At 45.0% G+C, this 18,616-nt stretch carries 16 protein-coding genes; 13 read left to right on the top strand and 3 right to left on the bottom strand.

Annotated elements, in window-relative coordinates; all coding sequences use genetic code 11:
• Positions 1-79: 79 nt before the first annotated feature.
• Positions 80-1,246 (top strand): MFS transporter, encoded by a 1,167-nt coding sequence (locus OCV62_RS12160; protein ID WP_118496770.1) that lies wholly within the window; start codon positions 80-82, stop codon positions 1,244-1,246.
• Between the two features lie 232 nt (positions 1,247-1,478).
• Here OCV62_RS12160 and OCV62_RS12155 read toward each other — a convergent pair whose 3' ends face one another.
• Both OCV62_RS12155 and OCV62_RS12150 read right to left on the bottom strand, forming a co-directional pair.
• Positions 1,479-2,297 (bottom strand): TrmH family RNA methyltransferase, encoded by an 819-nt coding sequence (locus OCV62_RS12155; protein ID WP_021915162.1) that lies wholly within the window; start codon positions 2,295-2,297, stop codon positions 1,479-1,481.
• On the bottom strand, positions 2,272-4,062 hold the full coding sequence (locus tag OCV62_RS12150; protein WP_262586990.1) for a glycoside hydrolase family 2 protein: 1,791 nt from the start codon (positions 4,060-4,062) through the stop codon (positions 2,272-2,274). Before OCV62_RS12150 ends, OCV62_RS12155 begins: the two co-directional genes overlap by 26 nt.
• A 432-nt stretch (positions 4,063-4,494) precedes the next feature.
• Between OCV62_RS12150 and OCV62_RS12145 the strand changes: the two genes are divergently transcribed.
• The 4 genes from OCV62_RS12145 (at position 4,495) to OCV62_RS12130 (ending at position 9,840) form a co-directional block, all read left to right on the top strand.
• A complete protein-coding gene (locus OCV62_RS12145) occupies positions 4,495-5,268 on the top strand; it encodes a hypothetical protein (protein ID WP_262586988.1) in 774 nt (257 codons plus the stop codon).
• A 269-nt stretch (positions 5,269-5,537) separates the two neighbouring features.
• Positions 5,538-5,660: a hypothetical protein gene (locus OCV62_RS12140; protein ID WP_262586987.1), complete on the top strand. Its 123-nt coding sequence runs from the start codon at positions 5,538-5,540 to the stop codon at positions 5,658-5,660.
• A 280-nt stretch (positions 5,661-5,940) separates the two neighbouring features.
• Positions 5,941-6,270, top strand: coding sequence for a helix-turn-helix domain-containing protein (locus OCV62_RS12135; protein ID WP_021915159.1), 330 nt, complete (start codon positions 5,941-5,943; stop codon positions 6,268-6,270).
• 207 nt (positions 6,271-6,477) lie between these two features.
• Complete coding sequence (locus tag OCV62_RS12130; protein WP_262586984.1) at positions 6,478-9,840, top strand: DEAD/DEAH box helicase; 3,363 nt, start codon at positions 6,478-6,480, stop codon at positions 9,838-9,840.
• A gap of 12 nt (positions 9,841-9,852) precedes the next feature.
• Here OCV62_RS12130 and spoIIID read toward each other — a convergent pair whose 3' ends face one another.
• Positions 9,853-10,134 carry a sporulation transcriptional regulator SpoIIID gene (gene spoIIID, locus OCV62_RS12125; RefSeq protein ID WP_021915157.1) on the bottom strand — a complete coding sequence of 94 codons (282 nt, stop codon included), beginning with the start codon at positions 10,132-10,134 and terminating at the stop codon, positions 9,853-9,855.
• A gap of 129 nt (positions 10,135-10,263) precedes the next feature.
• Here spoIIID and OCV62_RS12120 point away from each other — a divergent pair, with 129 nt between their 5' ends.
• From OCV62_RS12120 to OCV62_RS12080, 8 genes are all read left to right on the top strand, one after another.
• On the top strand, positions 10,264-11,595 hold the full coding sequence (locus OCV62_RS12120) for an MATE family efflux transporter (protein WP_021915156.1): 1,332 nt from the start codon (positions 10,264-10,266) through the stop codon (positions 11,593-11,595).
• A 231-nt stretch (positions 11,596-11,826) separates the two neighbouring features.
• Entirely contained in the window at positions 11,827-13,368 is a 1,542-nt protein-coding gene (guaA, locus tag OCV62_RS12115) for a glutamine-hydrolyzing GMP synthase (protein WP_021915155.1), read from the top strand.
• 189 nt (positions 13,369-13,557) lie between these two features.
• Entirely contained in the window at positions 13,558-14,334 is a 777-nt protein-coding gene (locus tag OCV62_RS12110) for a Cof-type HAD-IIB family hydrolase (RefSeq protein ID WP_118583662.1), read from the top strand.
• A 21-nt stretch (positions 14,335-14,355) separates the two neighbouring features.
• A complete protein-coding gene (locus tag OCV62_RS18170) occupies positions 14,356-15,114 on the top strand; it encodes an NUDIX hydrolase (RefSeq protein WP_317258849.1) in 759 nt (252 codons plus the stop codon).
• 16 nt (positions 15,115-15,130) lie between these two features.
• The gene (locus OCV62_RS12095; RefSeq protein WP_262586979.1) at positions 15,131-15,646 is read left to right on the top strand and encodes a GrpB family protein; all 516 of its coding nucleotides are present in this window, start codon (positions 15,131-15,133) and stop codon (positions 15,644-15,646) included.
• Positions 15,647-15,783: 137 nt separating this feature from the next.
• A complete protein-coding gene (locus tag OCV62_RS12090; RefSeq protein WP_262586977.1) occupies positions 15,784-16,821 on the top strand; it encodes a hypothetical protein in 1,038 nt (345 codons plus the stop codon).
• Positions 16,822-16,892: 71 nt separating this feature from the next.
• Positions 16,893-17,174, top strand: coding sequence for a hypothetical protein (locus OCV62_RS12085; protein ID WP_262586975.1), 282 nt, complete (start codon positions 16,893-16,895; stop codon positions 17,172-17,174).
• Positions 17,175-17,335: 161 nt separating this feature from the next.
• Positions 17,336-18,553 (top strand): IS256 family transposase, encoded by a 1,218-nt coding sequence (locus OCV62_RS12080; RefSeq protein ID WP_262587051.1) that lies wholly within the window; start codon positions 17,336-17,338, stop codon positions 18,551-18,553.
• The last annotated feature ends 63 nt before the right edge of the window (positions 18,554-18,616 follow it).

Here is an 18,616-nt window from a genome sequence, read left to right as displayed (position 1 = left end):
ATTCTTAAAATCGGCGATGCTAAAAGTCGTACAAAAAGACAAAATGTATAAATCACTCTGAACAACAAGGAGATATGAAATGACGACGCTCTTATTACTTGTTATTTACATTGCGTTTATTAGTTTAGGAATTCCTGATTCACTATTTGGGACAGCTTGGCCAGCTATTTACTCTGAACTAACTTTGCCCATTTCCTATGGAAGTTTTGTAACAATCATAATATCCTGCGGAACTATTATTTCCAGTCTTTTAAGTTCACGGTTGCTTGCTCGATTTGGAACTGGATTTATTTGTATATTCAGCACGGCATTAACGGCAATTGCGTTGTTGCTATTTTCCTTTTCTAATAACTTTTACTTGTTATGCGTCTGCGCCTTACCTCTTGGATTAGGCGCAGGAGCAATCGATATTGCACTTAACAATTACGTTGCCCTCCATTATTCCGCAATACACATGAGCTTTTTACACTGTTTCTACGGTGTAGGTGTATCGGCCAGCCCATATATCTTATCAAAAATTATTGGATCACAAGGAAACTGGCGCACCGGGTACCAAACTGCCGCCAGTATTCAATTTGCAATTCTATTATTATTGATAGCCACAATAACCCTTTGGGGCAAAACTAAGATTTCGGTATCTTCTGCTTCTGTACGCCATGCATCCGGTCTTTCTTTTCGTACAATGGTCCGGATGCCAGGAGTCAAAGAAATCTGCTGTATGTTTATAACATCTTGCGGAATAGAATATACCTGTGGTAATTGGTGCAGTACATTTCTCGTTGAAAATAAAAATATGCCGATTGCCAACGCGGCTCAAGTAGTTATGTTATATTATATTGGCCTTACGCTTGGACGATTTTGTTCCGGTTTATTAGCTGTGCGGCTACATAGCTGGAAAATCATTCGATTGGGGCAAATTGTTCTTGGTGCAGGAATTCTCTTGCTCTTTATGCCTTTCCTGACAACATCCGTTATAGGCTTTTTCTTGATCGGCTTTGGTAACGGGCCGTTATTTCCAAACTTAAACTATTTAACCCCTGAGAATTTTGGAGAAAATATTTCTCAAAACATTATGGGAATACAGATGGCAGCTTCGTATCTGGGGATTATGTTGGCACCAGCCGTGTTCGGTATTCTCGGACAATGGATTGGGGTATGGTTACTGCCACTCTTTCTCATCTGTTTTTATTTTGTTATGTTGGCTTCACATTCACGGGCAAAACATTTTCTTCAGTCAAATTCCTAGTACATATCCAATTCTGTATGGACAAAAAGCACCTAGTCATTTTATACTGAGTGCTGCATCAAATTTATATTCAATTATTCAAATTTGGTCAAACCATACAGCTGAGTTTAGATACAGTAAAACTCCGGAAAACCTTGATTTTCCGGGGTTTTTGAACCATTTTGATACGGTTTGAACAGCAGATTATCTCTTGCTGAACTGAGGCGCGCGACGGGCTGCCTTGAGACCTGGTTTATTTTTTCCCCAGCTCCCAGAATGCGACTGCGCTTGCAGCGGCAACATTTAAGGAATCCACTCCGTGGAACATCGGGATACAGACGGTGTCGTCGCAGTTGTCGATGGTTTCATCCAACAGTCCTTCCCCCTCGGAGCCGAGGATGACAGCGAGCTTTTGTTTGGAAGAAAGTTTTGGATCATCAATCGAAACAGAATCACAGCGAAGCGCCATTGAAACGGTGTGGAAGCCGTGATTTTTTAATTCGGAAATCCCCGGAAGCGGCCAGCTGCTGTCCAGGAAGGTCCAGGGAATCTGGAAAACGGTTCCCATGCTGACACGGATCGCGCGCCGGTAAAGCGGGTTGGAGCAGTCAGAGGTCAGCAGTACGCCGTCCATGCCGAGAGCGGCAGCGGAGCGGAAAATTGCGCCGATGTTGGTAGGGTTCATAATATTTTCCAGAATAACAAGACGGCTGGAAGCCTGACAAAGCTCTTCCACAGAGGGAAGCTTCGGACGTTTCATAGCGCAGAGCATACCGCGGGTCAGGGCAAAGCCTGTCAGCTGTGTGAGCACCTCAAATGGGGCGGAAAAAAACGGGATATCCGGGCAGCGTTCCAGAAACGGAAGCGCCTGATTTTCCAGATGTCTGTCCTCCGTCAGAAAAGAGATCGGGATGCAGCCGGCGTCCAGCGCGCGTTCGATGACCTTTGGGCTTTCAGCAATAAAAATTCCATTCTGCGGGTCGCAGCGGTTTAACAGCTGATTTTCGGAAAGACGGGCATAGATGTCCAGCTGCGGGTCAAGAAAATCAGTGATCGGTAGTATGGTCGGCATATGTTTTACATTCTCCAGCTTCTTTGAGCGCCCGGTTCCATTTGCGGAGCGTGTCGGGGTCAATTTTACAGATTTCTCTGTCGTAAGTATAAATTCCGTTTGTTTCCTCTTCAATGTCGGAAAGCTGTGTATACACGGTCGCGCCGATGCCTTTCTTGACAGCGGGCAGAATCGTCTGTCGGATCAGGTCGATATAGCCGTAGGTCAGCGTACCGGTGGAGTTGAATTTTTTGTAGCCGTATACTTTTTTACAGCAGCTGTGTCCGGGGATCGAAAGGGAATATCCCCCGAATTCGGTCAGCGCCGCCGCGCGTTTGCTTTCCGGTTTGAATTTTAATTTCAGAAAATAATAATGCAGGCTCAAAATATCGCCGCCCTTCTGGTCAAACCAGCCGCTTGCGTGATCGACCAACCGGGAGGAATCGAGGGTGCGGATTTGTTCGCAGGCCGCGAGCGCGTCGAACTGCCCCCAGCCTTCATTAAATGGAACCCAGACGACGATACTGGGATGGTTGTACAAAAAGGCGATGGTTTCTGTGATTTCGCGCCGGAATTCGTCTTTTCCCTCGGGATGGAGCCGGGAGAGCAGACCGGCGTGCTTTTCATCGTCGGAAAAAGAAATATGGTTCCAGTTCATCAAAGTCGCCAGATAGGTGACGAACCAGTGTTTATAGGCGGAACCGCCGTTTACCATATCCTGCCAGACGAGCATGCCCAGCTGGTCGCAGTGGTAGTAAAAACGCTCGGGCTCGATTTTGGCGTGTTTGCGCAGCATGTTGAAGCCGAGCTCCTTCATCCGCGAAATATCGGCGATCAGCGCTTCATCCGTCGGTGCGGTGTAGAGGCTTTCCGGCCAGTAGCCCTGATCCAGCACACCCGCCTGAAAATACGGTTTATTGTTTAAGAAAAAGCGCTGTGTGCCGTCCGGCGCAGTCTGGATATCGCATTTTCGCATCGCAAAATAGCTGGATACGCGGTCGGCGCTGCTTTTCAGGCTGACGAGATATAAAAACGGGTCTTCCGGTGTCCAGGGATGGAAATCGGGCAGGGAAACGATCAGCTCGGAGTTGGTCATACCGTTTATGCAGACCGGCTCCATGTCTTTGCCGGAGATCACGCATTCGACCGGGGCGGAATGCTGTGTCAGCACTTTTAAGTGGACGAGTCCCTGATCATAGTCGGTGTGATAAAAAATCTGTTCTATATAATTGACTGGAACAATTTCCATCCAGACCGTCTGCCACAGGCCGCTCTGCGCCGTATAAAACATGCCGCCGGGCTTTAAGGACTGCTTGCCGCGCGCATGCCAGGACGTGTTGCTTTCATCCTGAATCCGGACGATCAGTTCGTTGTCGCCCTCTTGGAGATAATCCGTGATATCTGCAGAAAAAGGCAGATAGCCGCCGCAGTGACGCACTGCAGAAATCCGATTGACAAAGACCTCCGCCGTCTGGTCTGCAGCGCCGAAATGGAGCAGGATGCGCTTATCCTGCTGTGGCTTTGCGAGGGTGATGGTGCGGCGGTACCAGAGATATTCGCCGGGCTTTAGCTGTCTGGAAACGCCTGAAAGCTGACATTCCGGGGAAAAGGGGACCAGAATGCTCAAATCGAAGGAAAGCGGGATTTCCGGTGTTTTGGAAAAGGCGCATTCCCAGCGCCCGTTTAAATTCAAATAAGAAGTACGAACCAGCGACGGCCGCGGATATTCCGGGAGAACGTTATGTTCATCGACCTGCCGACTGAATTTTGTCTGAAGCTGTATCATATAACCTCTCATTCTGTCCTGCAGCAGTGACAATCCCATGCAGGGCAATCCTTGCGGAGTGGTTTTTTATATCTATGATGCCGGATGGGTCCGTGGGCAACATGGCAAAAGCCCCGACCTTGAGGTCTGTAGAGTGTTCTGTGCTGCGCATTCTCACAATCCTGCATCATCCTATATCAGTATATAGGAATGCGAAATTTTTGACAAGAATCGACCCGGAAAATGTGCCGCAGTTCGCGTGTCTCTTTTCGCAGGAAAGCTGAGCTGCGAATCAGCGGAAGGTATCGTAAAAAAATATTTTAACGTACAGAACATCAGTTTGTCAATCAGTTTGTAACTGGATGACAGACGTAAAAATCTGGAATAAAATGATAACAGAGTAAAAAACAGGCTGCCGCAATCCCACTGGCATAAGGCGATGGGGAGTTCACAATGCAGACAGGGGCGATGACGATGAAGAGCAGGATGACGGTGACAGAGGCGCTGAAGGAGCGCGAACTTTTAAAGAAGCGGATCACGAAGAAGATCGGACGGCTGGGAAGGGAGGCAGGCACGGACGGCGCTTTTGCAGAACGGAGAAGCGCGCGGTTCGACGCGTCCAAGACAGGCAGAAAGCAGGCACAGTCAGCTGTGTCTGGCAACATAGGGCATGGTGCGGTATCTGACGGGACAAGTGCGCATTGCGGTGCGCACCTCGATGCTGCCCTGCAGCAGATCCAGGCCCTGATCCTCCGGTATGATTCGATCTGCAGCGCGGTCGCCATATCGAACGGAGAGACATGGCTGGATACCTCGCGCGGCTATATGACCGTCTCGGAGGCAGTCGCCCTGCGCAGCCGCCTGAACGATAAAGAGACAGCAGACACTGCATTTGAACAGCTGTTGACGAATCGCTTGGAAAGCATTTTGAAAAAACAGAAGACGTTTTCCAAGCACGGTCAGAATCCGTCTGGACGCCGCCCGGCACTGAAAGGAAATGTAGTGATTTTGCAGAATCCGTCTGCAGGAAGAGGCAGCGCCGGGCAGGAGAAAGGCAGCCGTGCCAACGCTGGACAGCTCAAGCCGCCGCAGCCTATCCTTTCTGCACAGGAGCTGTCGAAGCTCCGCAGTCTGACAGAAAGGATTCAGGAGAGCAGGGAAGAATTACTTCTGGAGCTGGACACGAAGCTTGCGCTGTCAAATGCTGCGACCTGGATTGAAGTGTAGCAGCAGGAGACCTGAATCCGCCGCGCCTGTTTGGAGGTGGATGCAAAACTTTGAAGAGGTCTGCGAAGCAGGAAGCCCATTGGCTTTAGACAATGTGTAGTGCACATCCTCCTCAATAGGACAGAATGATACGTATAACAAAACGGATTGCTCAGACCCTCCGCACGAAATTCCCAAAACGGACCCCAGACACACTACCCTCCCCGGTAGTTGTGCCCCAAGCAAACAGAATTTAGTCTGGTAGAAAAGATAGAAAGATAGTTTAAATTTTGATTGATGATACAGACCTGCCGGAGTTGCCGGACGGGTTGAAATCCATGAGAACGGTCAGCGCTGTCCGGGCGCGGGAATTCCGCATGGCTGTGCGGCGGGTCTTTTCCAGTAAGCTGTAACGAATCTTTTGGTGCGAGTCCGTACAATGGGACATGCAATGCGGCAGAATAAATAGAAAATAACAAGTAATTGTTCCGCAGGTCTGCGCATTTACTGCGCTGACCGTAAGAGAACTTAGACGAGAAGGCAAAAATCCTATCGGCGCAGCCGATTTGAAATGGATTTTTGCGCGTAACTGTGAGGGTACGGAACAGTTACAATAACAAAAGCAGACAGAAAGGAAACAAACGGGAGAAGGGCAAAACAGAGAAGATGGAGAGACAGCAAGGAGGGACAGAAATGACAGGATATCCGCTTATCGATGTGTTACGGACAGGACAGAGGTTAAAAGAAGCCTGTATTAAGAAAAATATCGAGGCAAAAGAAATCAAACAATTTTTGGGGCTGGCGGCGATGCAGTCTATCTATAACTGGTTTCAGGGCAAAGCATTGCCATCACTGGACAATTTTTATGCGCTGAGCAGTTATCTCGGAACAGAATTGGATTCCCTGATCGTGCCGCAGGGGTACCATCAGGAGCATGAAATATTGGAAGATACCTCCTTTTTCAGACGGCAGGCAGTTTATTTTGGGCTTTTGCTGGAAGCAGAAGCGCAGAGCAGTTCATAAAATCGTAAGGGACGAGTGAACTGTAATACCAAATTTTCCGGAAATCCCGCGGCGTATGTTGTAGGAGAGAAAGTTCCTTGCTATAATAAAAGGATGAGGTTGGCGAGAGCACAATGCAGTCGAGCTGCATCGCAGTCAAGCTGCATCGCAGCCATCGGCAGGGGCAGCAGGAACGAACCGCAGACAGCGGGAGCGGAGGCTTACAGCATGATCACACGGGAACAGATTCGAAAGCTGGCAGGGTATTCTTATTCCAGAGGGGTAGATATCTGGCGGCAGGGCAAGATCAGGCGGTTTCAGATAAAAACTACGAAAAAAGGCAGGCAGATTCAGGCGGACGTCAAAGGGAGCGGGAGAAATCTTTATAACGTGAGGATCCTGCTGGATGAGGAAGAAGACAGCGTGCAGGAGGCATGGTGCGATTGCCCTGCATTTTATTCCTATGAGGGTCTGTGCAAGCATTGTACGGCGGTGCTTTTGTATTATCTGGAAAATCCGGACCGGGTGGAAGAAGAGCATATGAGCCTGCCGGAGTTCTTGAAACAGCGTGGGCTGGAAGGCTTCCAGAAAGAAATCGGTGAAGCTGCGGACGGGATAAAGATTCAGGAAAATCGCAGATCCCCGGGAAATACTACAGCCTCCAGAAGCGATAGCATGCTTCTTGCCGGTGTTCCGAAGCGGAAGACGACCAGACAGTTAAAAGAGCTTCTGCAGAAACAGACTGCCCGGCATATGCTTCCGGTTCTGCAGGAAGAAAGCTTCGGGAAGGTGCGGCTGGAGCCGCTTCTTATTTGTGATACGCGTGAATGCCGGGCGGAATTTCGGATCGGGATCGGCAGGATGTATATTGTAAAGGATATTTTTTCCATGATCCGTGCGCTTCGGGAGCAAAGCAGCTATTCCTATGGAAAAAGTCTGGAATTTGTTCATATAAAAGGAAGCTTTACCGAAGAATCGCGGCCGCTTGTGGAATTTCTGGAGCAGTGGGTTGGCCGTTATGAAAAGGCATATCTGCAGACGAGCGGTTATTCCTATCTGTATCGGGCGGCGCTTCCGAAAGCTCGGACGATCGTGCTGGATGGCTGGGGACTGGATGGATTTCTGGACGCGATGGGAAACCGGGTATTTTCCGTACAGCTGGATGGAACGGAGAGCAGTTGGCATGTCACGGACGCAGCGCTGGAACGCAGACTGCAGCTGACGGGAACGGAAGGCGGTGCAGAGCTTTCCCTGGAAAATGTGTTCGGATATGCCTGTGAACGGGATCAGGTGTATTTTAAGGACGGACTGATTTATCGGGTTTCCAATGAAGGGCTGGGAGAAGTGACCGAATTTTTGGACTGTATGAAAAAGCTCCCGAACCGGACGGCTTTTTTGCAGGAAGAGGATTTGCCGGCATTTTTCAGACAGTTGATGCCGGTATTAAAAGAACATTTTCAATGCGAGATCAAAGGAGTCGGGGAAAAGCAAACGGAATTGGCGGCAGTAAAATTCCGGTTTTATCTGGATATGCCGCAGGAGGAAATGGTCAGCTGTCGTGCAATCGCCTGCTATGGAGAACGGGAGTATAGTGTATACGATTTGATAGAGGATATCGACAGGCGGGATCTTGTCAGCGAGTCGGAAGCAGCGCGGATTTTAAGCTCCTATTGCAACACTTATGATGATCTGAAAAAAGAAATGATTATTTATCAGGACGATGAATTGTTTTACCGTCTCCTGACAGAAGGAATCGTGCAGCTTTCTGCAATCGGTGAGGTGTATGTTTCCGACGCACTGAAAAAAGTGCGGGTTCTGCCGTCGCACGGCGTATCCGTTGGAATTTCCATGGGCGGCGACTTGTTGGAGCTGACAGTGTCTTCTCAGGATATGCCGAGGGAAGAGCTGATGGAAATTTTGTCCCGTTATGATCGGAAACGAAAATTCTACCGGCTCAAGAACGGCGACTTTGTAAATATGGAAGAAAATGGTCTGGAATCCCTGCAGGAGGTGCGCCAGGCGCTGCAGCTGACAGATAAGCAGCTGATGCAGGACAAAATCGAGGTTCCGGCGTACCGGATGCTGTATCTGGATGAGACGCTGCAGGAAAACGCCATGATGGAGGTGATTCGGGATGTATCTTTCGCGAGTCGGATCGAGAAGCTGCAGAATCCGGATTTCGAAAAGGAATATGTGCCGGACTCTTTAAAAGGAATTTTACGGGAATATCAGAAAGCCGGTGCCGCGTGGATTGGAATGCTTTACAGTAACCAGTTCGGCGGAATTCTGGCGGACGATATGGGGCTTGGAAAAACGCTGCAGGTCATCAGCTTCCTATTAGTAGAGCACACCGGATGCAGCCTGATCGTCTGTCCGGCGTCACTTGTTTATAACTGGAAGCATGAGCTGGAACGGTTTGCGCCTTCGCTGAAAGCGGATATGGTAACGGGAAATGTTCAGCAGCGCAAGGAAGTTCTGGATCGCTGGAAAGAAGTGGATGTATTGATTACGTCCTATGATCTGCTCCGTCGGGATATCACAGACTATCAGGAGCTTCATTTTTTCTGCGAGGTGATCGATGAAGCGCAGTATATCAAAAATCACGGAACGCAGGCGGCGAGGGCAGTCAAGCAGGTTCAGACCGGATTCCGGCTTGCGCTGACGGGTACACCGATAGAGAACCGGCTGAGTGAATTGTGGAGCATTTTTGATTATCTCATGCCCGGGTATTTGTACAGCTATCAGCGGTTTCGGACAGAGCTGGAACAGCCGATTGTCCAGCATAAGGACGAAGACGCTGCGAAGCGGCTGCAGCGGCTGATCCGTCCATTCGTCCTGCGGCGCCTGAAAAAAGAAGTGCTGCAGGATTTGCCGGACAAGCTGGAGGAAAACCTGTATGCCGATATGGATGGGGAGCAGCAGGAGCTGTATGATGCCCATGTCAGACGTATGAAGCTGATGCTGGAGGAAAAATCCGACGAGGAAATCCGGACGGATAAGATCGAAATTCTGGCGGAACTGACGCGCCTTAGACAGCTTTGCTGCGATCCGGCGCTTTTGTATGATAATTATAAAGGAGGATCTGCAAAGACAGAGCTTGTGCGTGGGCTGATCCGAAACGCAGTGGAAAACGGGCACAAGGTACTCCTGTTTTCTCAGTTTACAACGATGCTGGAACGCCTGTACCGGATTTTGGAGGAGGAAAAGATTGCAAGCCACATGCTGACCGGCGCGACTCCGAAAGAAAAGAGAATCGAAATGGTGGAGTCGTTTGCGCACGATGAAGTTCCGGTATTCTGTATTTCTCTGAAAGCGGGAGGAACCGGGTTGAATCTCACGGCGGCAGACGTGGTGATCCATTTCGATCCGTGGTGGAACAGCGCAGTACAGAATCAGGCGACGGACCGTGCACACCGGATCGGGCAGAAAAATGTGGTCAATGTTTACCGGATTCTTGCCAAAGGGACGATTGAAGAGAAAATCGTGGAGCTGCAGGAACGCAAGCTGCAGCTTTCAGACAGAATCCTCGGAGGGGAGAGCCTGCAGGCGCAGGGTCTGACCCGCGAGGAACTGTTGGAACTGCTGCGGTGAGTGCTGTCAAATTCAGGATACGGCTCTCTGGCAGGCGTGCAGCAGATGCTCGTGCTCATATTTTTCCTTGGTTGCCATACCGCCGCGGATATGGCGCTCGGATTTGTTGATATCGAGTACCTTTCGGGCTTCTTTTGCCAGAGCCGGATTGACCTGCATCAGACGTTCCGTGATATCTTTATGTACAGTGGATTTGCTGATTCCAAACTGACGGGCAGCTTGTCGGACGGTCGCGTTGGATTCGATAATATAGCCGGCTACTGCCAGGGCACGTTCTTCAATATATTCTTTCATAAAATCCCCTAAAGAACATTTTTTACAAGATATTACGGGGACAGGGAAAATATGCTATACTCAGCGTAAGGGAAAAAGCCAGACAAATGAGAAATAAAAAACCGCATATTTTGCGGGATGGAGGGGAAAATGCTTTATTCGGGGAAGGATCTGCGGAAGCTGATTATACCGCTGATCATTGAACAGATTCTTGCAATTGCTGTTGGAATGGCGGATACGATTATGGTTTCTGCGGCGGGAGAAGCGGCGGTTTCAGGCGTTTCACTGGTAGACACGGTCAACATTTTGCTGATCAATGTGTTCTCTGCTCTGGCAACCGGCGGTGCAGTCGTTTCAGGACATTTCCTTGGGAAAAAGAAAAGAGAGGACGCATGTAAGTCGGCATGGCAGATCTTATTGTTCGCCACACTGCTCGCGTTCGTTATTTCCGTTATTTTTATAACGGCACATGATCCGCTGCTGCGTCTGATGTTCGGTAAAATCGAGGATGACGTTATGAAGGCGAGCAAGACCTATCTGATTATCACGACGTATTCGTTTGTTGCACTTGCTATATATAATTCCTGTGCGGCGTTGTTTCGGGCGATGAACGAATCAAAGGTGACGATGTGGGTATCCTTGCTGATGAATGTAATCAATGTGGTCGGCAATGCGATCTGCATTTATGGTTTGCACATGGGCGTAGCAGGCGTTGCGATCCCGACTACCATTTCCAGATATGTAGCGGCAGTTGTGATTTTTTTGTTGATGTTCCAAACCAAAAAAGAAATCAACCTCTGCGGGCAGATTACCTGGAAGTTTAATGGCAGTCTGATTAAGAAGATCCTGTATATCGCGATTCCAAACGGTCTGGAAAATAGCATGTTCCAGCTGGGTAAAATTCTCGTTATGAGTGCAGTCGCAACAATGGGGACTTCTGCGATCGCTGCAAATGCGGTTACGGGCACAATTGCGAACTGGAATAACCTGCCGGGCTTTGCCATCAACCTTGCGATCGTATCGGTAGTCAGCGTATGCGTTGGCGCAGGAAGATATGACCAGGCGCGTTATTATACCAGACGTCTTTGCAGGGATGCGATGATCGGGATCGGCTGTCTGTCGATCATTCTTTACCTGTCAGCTCCGATACTGGTAACCTTTTTCAATCTCGGACCGGATGCAGCTCAGCTGACGATTCAGATTGTACGGATCCATGCGGTTGCAAGTGCATTTCTTTGGATGCCGGCGTTTGGCGTTCCGAATACACTGAGGGCAGCAGGCGATGTAGTCTGGCCGATGAGTGTTGCTATTTTTTCCATGTGGGTATTTCGAGTCGTGCTTGCTTACGTATTCACTTATGTTTGTCACTTTGGCCTGGTTTCCATTTGGATGGCGATGTTTATCGACTGGGTTGTGCGGGAAATCTTCTATGTGCTCCGATATAAGGGACATAAATGGGAGCATTTTGCGCAAAAAAGTTGAAATAAGGTTACCGAATTGCACTGACCTTAGATGGTGAATGATTAATCGGTGCGATGGTCGATCTTTTTCGTAAATCAGAAAAGGAAACGGCATGGAAAACCTTTGACAGAACAGGGGATTCCAACTATAATTGTTCATTATGATGATATCAGGTCAGTGGTCATGGAGTGCGGGTACACTTTTTCAGACTGTTGGCCCTGTTGTTTCAAAATTAACTCGAGGAGGAGACGAATGGATCGGGAACTTGTTATTGTTCTTGACTTTGGCGGACAGTACAATCAGCTGATTGCCAGAAGAGTCAGAGAATGTAATGTATATTGTGAAGTGCATCCTTATACGCTCAGTCTGGATAAGATCCGGGAAATGAACCCTAAGGGTATCATCTTTACAGGTGGTCCCAACAGTGTATACGGAGAGGATTCCCCCAGATGCCCGAAAGAGATATTCGAAATGGGTATTCCGATTCTGGGAATCTGTTATGGATCACAGCTTATGTCCTATATGCTGGGCGGCAGCGTAAAAACTGCGCCTGTCAGCGAATATGGTAAAACTGAGGTTGCAGTGGATACAGAATCTGCATTATTTAAAAATGTATCCCCCAGCACGATCTGTTGGATGAGTCATACCGATTATATTGAAAAAGCACCGGAGAAATTCAAAATTACAGCCCATACACCAGTGTGTCCGGTTGCAGGAATGGAAAATGCAGAGAAGAAGCTGTATGCAGTACAGTTCCATCCGGAGGTTATGCATACTCAGGAAGGCACTAAGATGCTTTCCAATTTCGTATATGATATCTGTGGATGCACAGGCGACTGGAAGATGGATTCTTTCGTGGAGACAACGATCCACCAGATCCGTGAAAAGGTTGGAGACGGCAAGGTGCTGTGTGCACTTTCCGGCGGTGTGGATTCTTCTGTTGCAGCAGTTCTGCTGTCCAAGGCGGTCGGCAAGCAGCTGACCTGCGTGTTTGTAGATCATGGTCTGCTTCGTAAAAACGAAGGAGATGAAGTAGAAGCTGTATTCGGCCCGGACGGTCAGTACGACTTAAACTTTATCCGCGTAAACGCACAGGAACGTTTCTATTCCAAACTGGCGGGTGTTTCTGATCCTGAAAAAAAACGTAAGATTATTGGAGAAGAATTTATCCGAGTATTCGAAGAAGAAGCAAAGAAAATCGGTGCTGTGGATTTCCTCGTACAGGGAACGATTTATCCGGACGTAATCGAGAGTGGTCTCGGTAAATCTGCTGTGATCAAGTCTCATCATAACGTAGGCGGTCTTCCGGACTGCGTTGATTTCAAGGAAATCATCGAGCCGCTGCGTCTTCTGTTTAAAGATGAGGTTCGTCGTGCCGGTCTGGAACTTGGCATTCCCGAATACCTTGTATACCGTCAGCCGTTCCCCGGTCCTGGTCTGGGTGTTCGTATTGTAGGCGAGGTGACTCCGGAGAAAGTTCGCATCGTTCAGGATGCAGACGCTATCTACCGCGAAGAGCTTGCCAAAGCAGGCTGCGACAAAGGACTGGGACAGTTCTTTGCAGCGCTGACCAACATGCGTTCTGTTGGCGTTATGGGCGATGAAAGAACCTACGATTATGCAGTTGCGCTGCGCGCAGTCATCACATCTGATTTTATGACCGCAGAAGCTGCAGAAATCCCGTTTGACGTGCTGTTCAAAGTTATGACCCGCGTCATCAATGAGGTGAAAGGCGTCAACCGCGTACTCTACGATTTGACGAGTAAGCCGCCTGGGACGATTGAACTGGAATAAACAAATTAAAATGCCGAAAGCTTGTATTCATGACAATGGGGAGGACCGCTGCGTAGCAGAGGAGGGACCCCATTGTATATGCAGGCTTTCGGCATTTGTTTTATCAAATGGCTCTAGTTTGGCTCTATTTGTGGGGAGAGTAATTGATGCAAATGTAATTATTCAGAAGAATGAAAAGGAAAAAATGATATGAAGAAATGCAAACTTCTTTTATTTGATTTAGACGGAACTTTATTACAGAGTGAAAAAACAATATCAACAAGAACATTATCAGCTCTAAAAAAATGCAGGGAAAATGATATATTGATAGGTGTTTCCACCTCCAGAAGTGAGCAAAACTCTTTGGTATTTTTAAATGAATTGATGCCCGATATTTTAATATCGAGTGGAGGGGCATTAGTAAAATACAAAACAGAATATATTTATAGGGCAGAATTTTCCGAAGAAGAAACGAATGTGATGATTGACATGGCAAGAAATATTTGTGGAAATGATTGCGAAATTACGATAGATACAATAGATGCACATTATTGGAATTATAAAATAGATCCTAAGAAGTTAGATAAGAGTTGGGGAGATAGTATTTATACAGATTTTTCAGATTTTAACGAATGTTCATTAAAAATGTGTGTCGAGATATTTAATCAAGATAAGGCAGATAAGCTGGCTCGAAGTCTCTCTGATTGTGATTGTATTCGTTTCTCTGATGGATTTTGGTACAAGTTTACAAAAAAGAATGTGACGAAAGAAAACGCAATTATGAAGATTACGGAAGTATGTGGATTTAGTACAGATTCAATTATTGCATTTGGAGATGATTATGCAGATATCGGAATGCTTGAATTATGTGGAACAGGTGTTGCAATGGGGAATGCGATTGATGAGGTAAAAGAGAGAGCGGATATTGTAATTGGTTCAAATGACGAAGAGGGAATTGCGGATTTTATTGAGAATGAAATATTATAGATATGTACATGGAGAGGAAATATGGTGGAAGTAAGATTTTATGATACAGTTAATGACGAACTATTGAAATTTGCAGTAATTATCTCACAGAGTAACGGCAAGTGGGTATTTTGCAAGCATAAAGAAAGAGATACATATGAAGTGCCGGGAGGGCATAGAGAAGATGGGGAGGATATTTTTGAAACAGCTAAAAGGGAGTTGCAGGAAGAGACTGGAGCTATCAAATTTGAGATAAAACCAATATGCGTATATTCGGTGACAGGTAAAACTAGAGTAAATGATACCGGTGAAGAAACGTTTGGACTGCTTTGTTTTGCAGAGATAACTGAATTTGCGAAAGAATTACATAGCGAAATGGAGAAAGTTGTGCTTATGAATGAGTTGCCTGAGAACTGGACATATCCGTTGATACAGCCGAAATTGATAGAGAAGTATTTACAGGTAAAAAATAATTCTATAATTGGAGCAACAGTAACTGTCACAGTCTATAGACCATTAGGAAGTTATCATCCTGAATATAAGGATATGTATTATCCAATAAATTATGGTGACATTGAAGGAGTTATGGCACTAGATGGAGAAGAGCAGGACGCTTATATATTAGGTGTAAATGACCCAGTAAAGAAGTTTACAGGTAAAATTATTGCCATTGTTCGGAGAAAAGATGATATAGAAGAAAAGTGGGTAGTTGTGCCTGACGGAATGACTTTTTCAAAGGAAGAAATCAGGAGACAGATTCATTTTCAGAAACAATATTTCGACAGTGAAATTGTGATGTAATATTAAGGAGATTGCTATGTCATTAGGATTAAAAAGGGGAATAGTGCAGCTTGAACCACATGATAAACAGTGGGATGAGGCTGCCATTCAAACAATCAAAATATTTAAATCTATATTAGGAGATGATGCTATTGATATACAGCATATTGGAAGTACAGCAATACCGGCAATTAAAGCAAAACCGATTATTGATATTGCCGTTGGGGTAACTGATTTTGAGAAAATAATGTCATATAATGAGCAGTTACAGAAGGAAGGAATCTTTTATCGTGGTTCGGATGTGGAAAATCAGATTCTTTATGTAATGGGTGATATGGAAAAGGATATCAGGACACACCATATTCATGTTGTGAAGTGGAATGGAATTGAGTGGAGGAATTATATTCATTTTAGAGATTGTCTAAATGCTAATGAGAATATGGCTTTGCGGTATCAGAGGGTGAAGGAAGAATTGGAAAGTAAGTATGCTGATAATAGGGGATTGTACACTAAAGGAAAGAAAGATATAATAGATATTATTCTCAATAATTAATAATTTTTATTTTGTATGTCTTGATAAGGCAAAGCAGATAGAGGAAGTTATGAAAGAAATGCTAAGAATGAAGGTGTGTGGAAAATATCAATGAATTTTATACATTTTGAGTAATGCGAGCAAGAGAAAGTATGCCTATGTTTGATATACCGGAAGAAATAGATGAAATAAAAATAAAAAAAGATATAAATGATTTTATGAGAAAAATCCAAGAAGAGACAAAACCAGAAAAATGTATTCTTTGTGGAAAAGAACAGACTAGTTTTTGTAATTCTCATTCTGTACCTAAAATGGTGCTCAAGAATATTGCTAAAGCAGGTAAACTATATCATGCAAATAAGTTGATTGAAATACCTGTTGTAGACAAGGAAAAAGGTATAAGTAATTCGGGAACTTTTCATTTTATTTGTCGAGATTGCGATAGTAAGCTGTTTCAAGAGTATGAAAATGTAGATGCCTTACAAGAAATACCGACAGAAAAAATGCTGGCAGAAATAGCATTAAAGGATATTTTGTTAATGCTTTCTAAACGAAATCAGGAAAAAAGAATATATCAAAAAGGAAAACAGAAAGGTATTTTGCAAAATGTTGAAGTAATGGAAGAAATACAGCAACTTGATAATAAAGATTATATGGATGAATTGAATTTATATAAGGATGTTTTGTATAAGAATTCTTGCAATAATTTTAAGATTATCATGTGGGAAAAAATTCCATATGTAGTTCCGATTTCAACACAAACATTAGTAGCATTACCAAAAGATACAGAAGGTATTGAGATAAATAATATTTATGATATGAGACCAGAGGTAAGGATGCAAAACATTCATATAGGTGTGTTTCCGATGAATGACTATTCGATTGTTTATGCTTTTTATCATAGACGAGATAGGTTATATCGAAGACTGCATCATCAGATGAATTGTATGTCTCTTGAGAAGAAACTAGAGCTTATTAATTACTGGATTTTTAAATATACAGAGAATTATTATATATCACCCGAAATACAGATTGTGATAGATAAAGATGATAAATTAAAAGAACTGAGTAGGGAAAACAATGGAATGCCTAATCTTGGTTATGTTACAACAATGGATTTTCTGTTTCATAAGGATGAGATAAAACCAAGTGAGGTTACTAATCTATTAAGAGAAATGTATGCAGTGAAGAAATAAGGGATAACTATGGAAGATAATTTGAGCTGTGAAATAGAAAATCTTTTGATGTTGGACCATAACAGGAGTTATTGGAATTATTAAAGCGATTATATAGATTTTTAGTGTTAGTTGTAAATGAACGTATGATGGGTAAGTATGTTCATAAGTACATGACATGTGGAGATTGTGGTGGGACTACACAGAAAGGATATGTAGAAATCCTTGAATTTACGCACTTTGTAGAGTTTTTCAGTTTCAACAAAATTAGTGAAAATCACAGGGAAAAAGAGCTTGTGAGGAAAGTAACTGTTGTTGTAGCGTTAGACCTCGGTTGTGGGAACACAAAGAATTCTGAATATGAAAGTAAATAGAGAGCTATCAGATATATTGATAGAACATGGGGCTGTCGCACTAACGTGCGGCGGGAGTATCCCAAAGTTTGTGTAAACCTCCAAACTGATGTAAGATAAAATTACTCAGTTTGGAGGTTATTTTTATGGCAAGAAGAAAAGACAGCCCACAAAAAGCAGCAATGAGAGAAATGATGCGTGATTATCTGAAAAATAATGATATCAGCATCAAAGACGGCACCGATGTAAATGGCATCATGCGTGACATGATGTCTGTCCTATTGGAAGGTGCTTTGGACGAGGAACTGGATGAAGAATTAGGATATTCCAAGTATGATTATCGTAACAAAGAAACAGACAACAGCAGAAACGGTCATTCCAGCAAAACCATGCACACCAGTTATGGAGATATGGATGTGGCGATCCCAAGGGATCGTAACGGTGATTACGAACCACAGCTGATTAAAAAATATCAAAATACCGTAACTCAGGACATGGAAGAAAAAATACTTTCCATGTATGCCAAAGGAATGACCACCGGAGACATTGAATCCCACATGCGTGAATTATACGATATTGATATTTCTGATAGCACAATCAGCCGGATCACAGACAAAATCCTGCCGATTGTAAAGGAATGGCAGGAACGTCCTCTGGAAGAAGTGTATGCTGTAGTATTTATGGATGCGATCCACTATCATGTCCGCAGCGAAGGACGTATCGTAAAACGTGCGGTTTACATTGCTCTTGGTATCGACATGAGCGGAAAAAAAGATGTCCTTGGAATGTATGTTGGAGAGAACGAAAGTGCGAAGTTCTGGCTTTCTATCATGAATGGATTAAAAAACAGAGGCGTTGAGGATATCCTGATCGCATGCGTTGATGGTTTAAATGGATTTCCACAGGCAATCGAGGCTGTTTATCCAAAAACAGAGATTCAGCAGTGTATCATCCATCAGATCCGTAATTCAACAAAGTTTGTTTCATACAAAGACATCAAAAAACTGATGGCTGATCTGAAGCTTGTATATGCAGCTCCAACGGAAGAAACAGCTTTAAATGAGTTAGAATTGTTCAAAGATAAATGGGATTCCAAGTACCCGAAAATCTATAAATCCTGGAATGATAACTGGGCAATCCTGTCCACTTATTTCAAATATCCAGAGGCAGTAAGACGCCTGATTTACACCACAAATGCCATTGAAGGCTTCAACCGTCAGCTCCGGAAAGTGACCAAAAGCAAAACGGTTTTTCCGTCGGATGACAGCCTTTTGAAAATGCTGTATTTGGCAACCATGGATATCATGAAAAAATGGACCGGTCACAGGCAGGACTGGGGACAGATCCATTCCCAGCTTGAAATTTATTTTGAAGAACGTCTGGCAGGACGGAACCTGTAAAACAGTCAATTTTAGGCAGGTTTTATTGACATGCCTAAAAACTACTGTATAATGCAGATATGG

Source organism: Gallintestinimicrobium propionicum (assembly GCF_025567525.1).
GTDB classification, from domain to species: domain Bacteria; phylum Bacillota; class Clostridia; order Lachnospirales; family Lachnospiraceae; genus Gallintestinimicrobium; species Gallintestinimicrobium propionicum.
The sequence above is the reverse complement of the archived record's forward strand: the minus strand, read 5'-3'. Positions and strand labels throughout refer to the sequence as shown.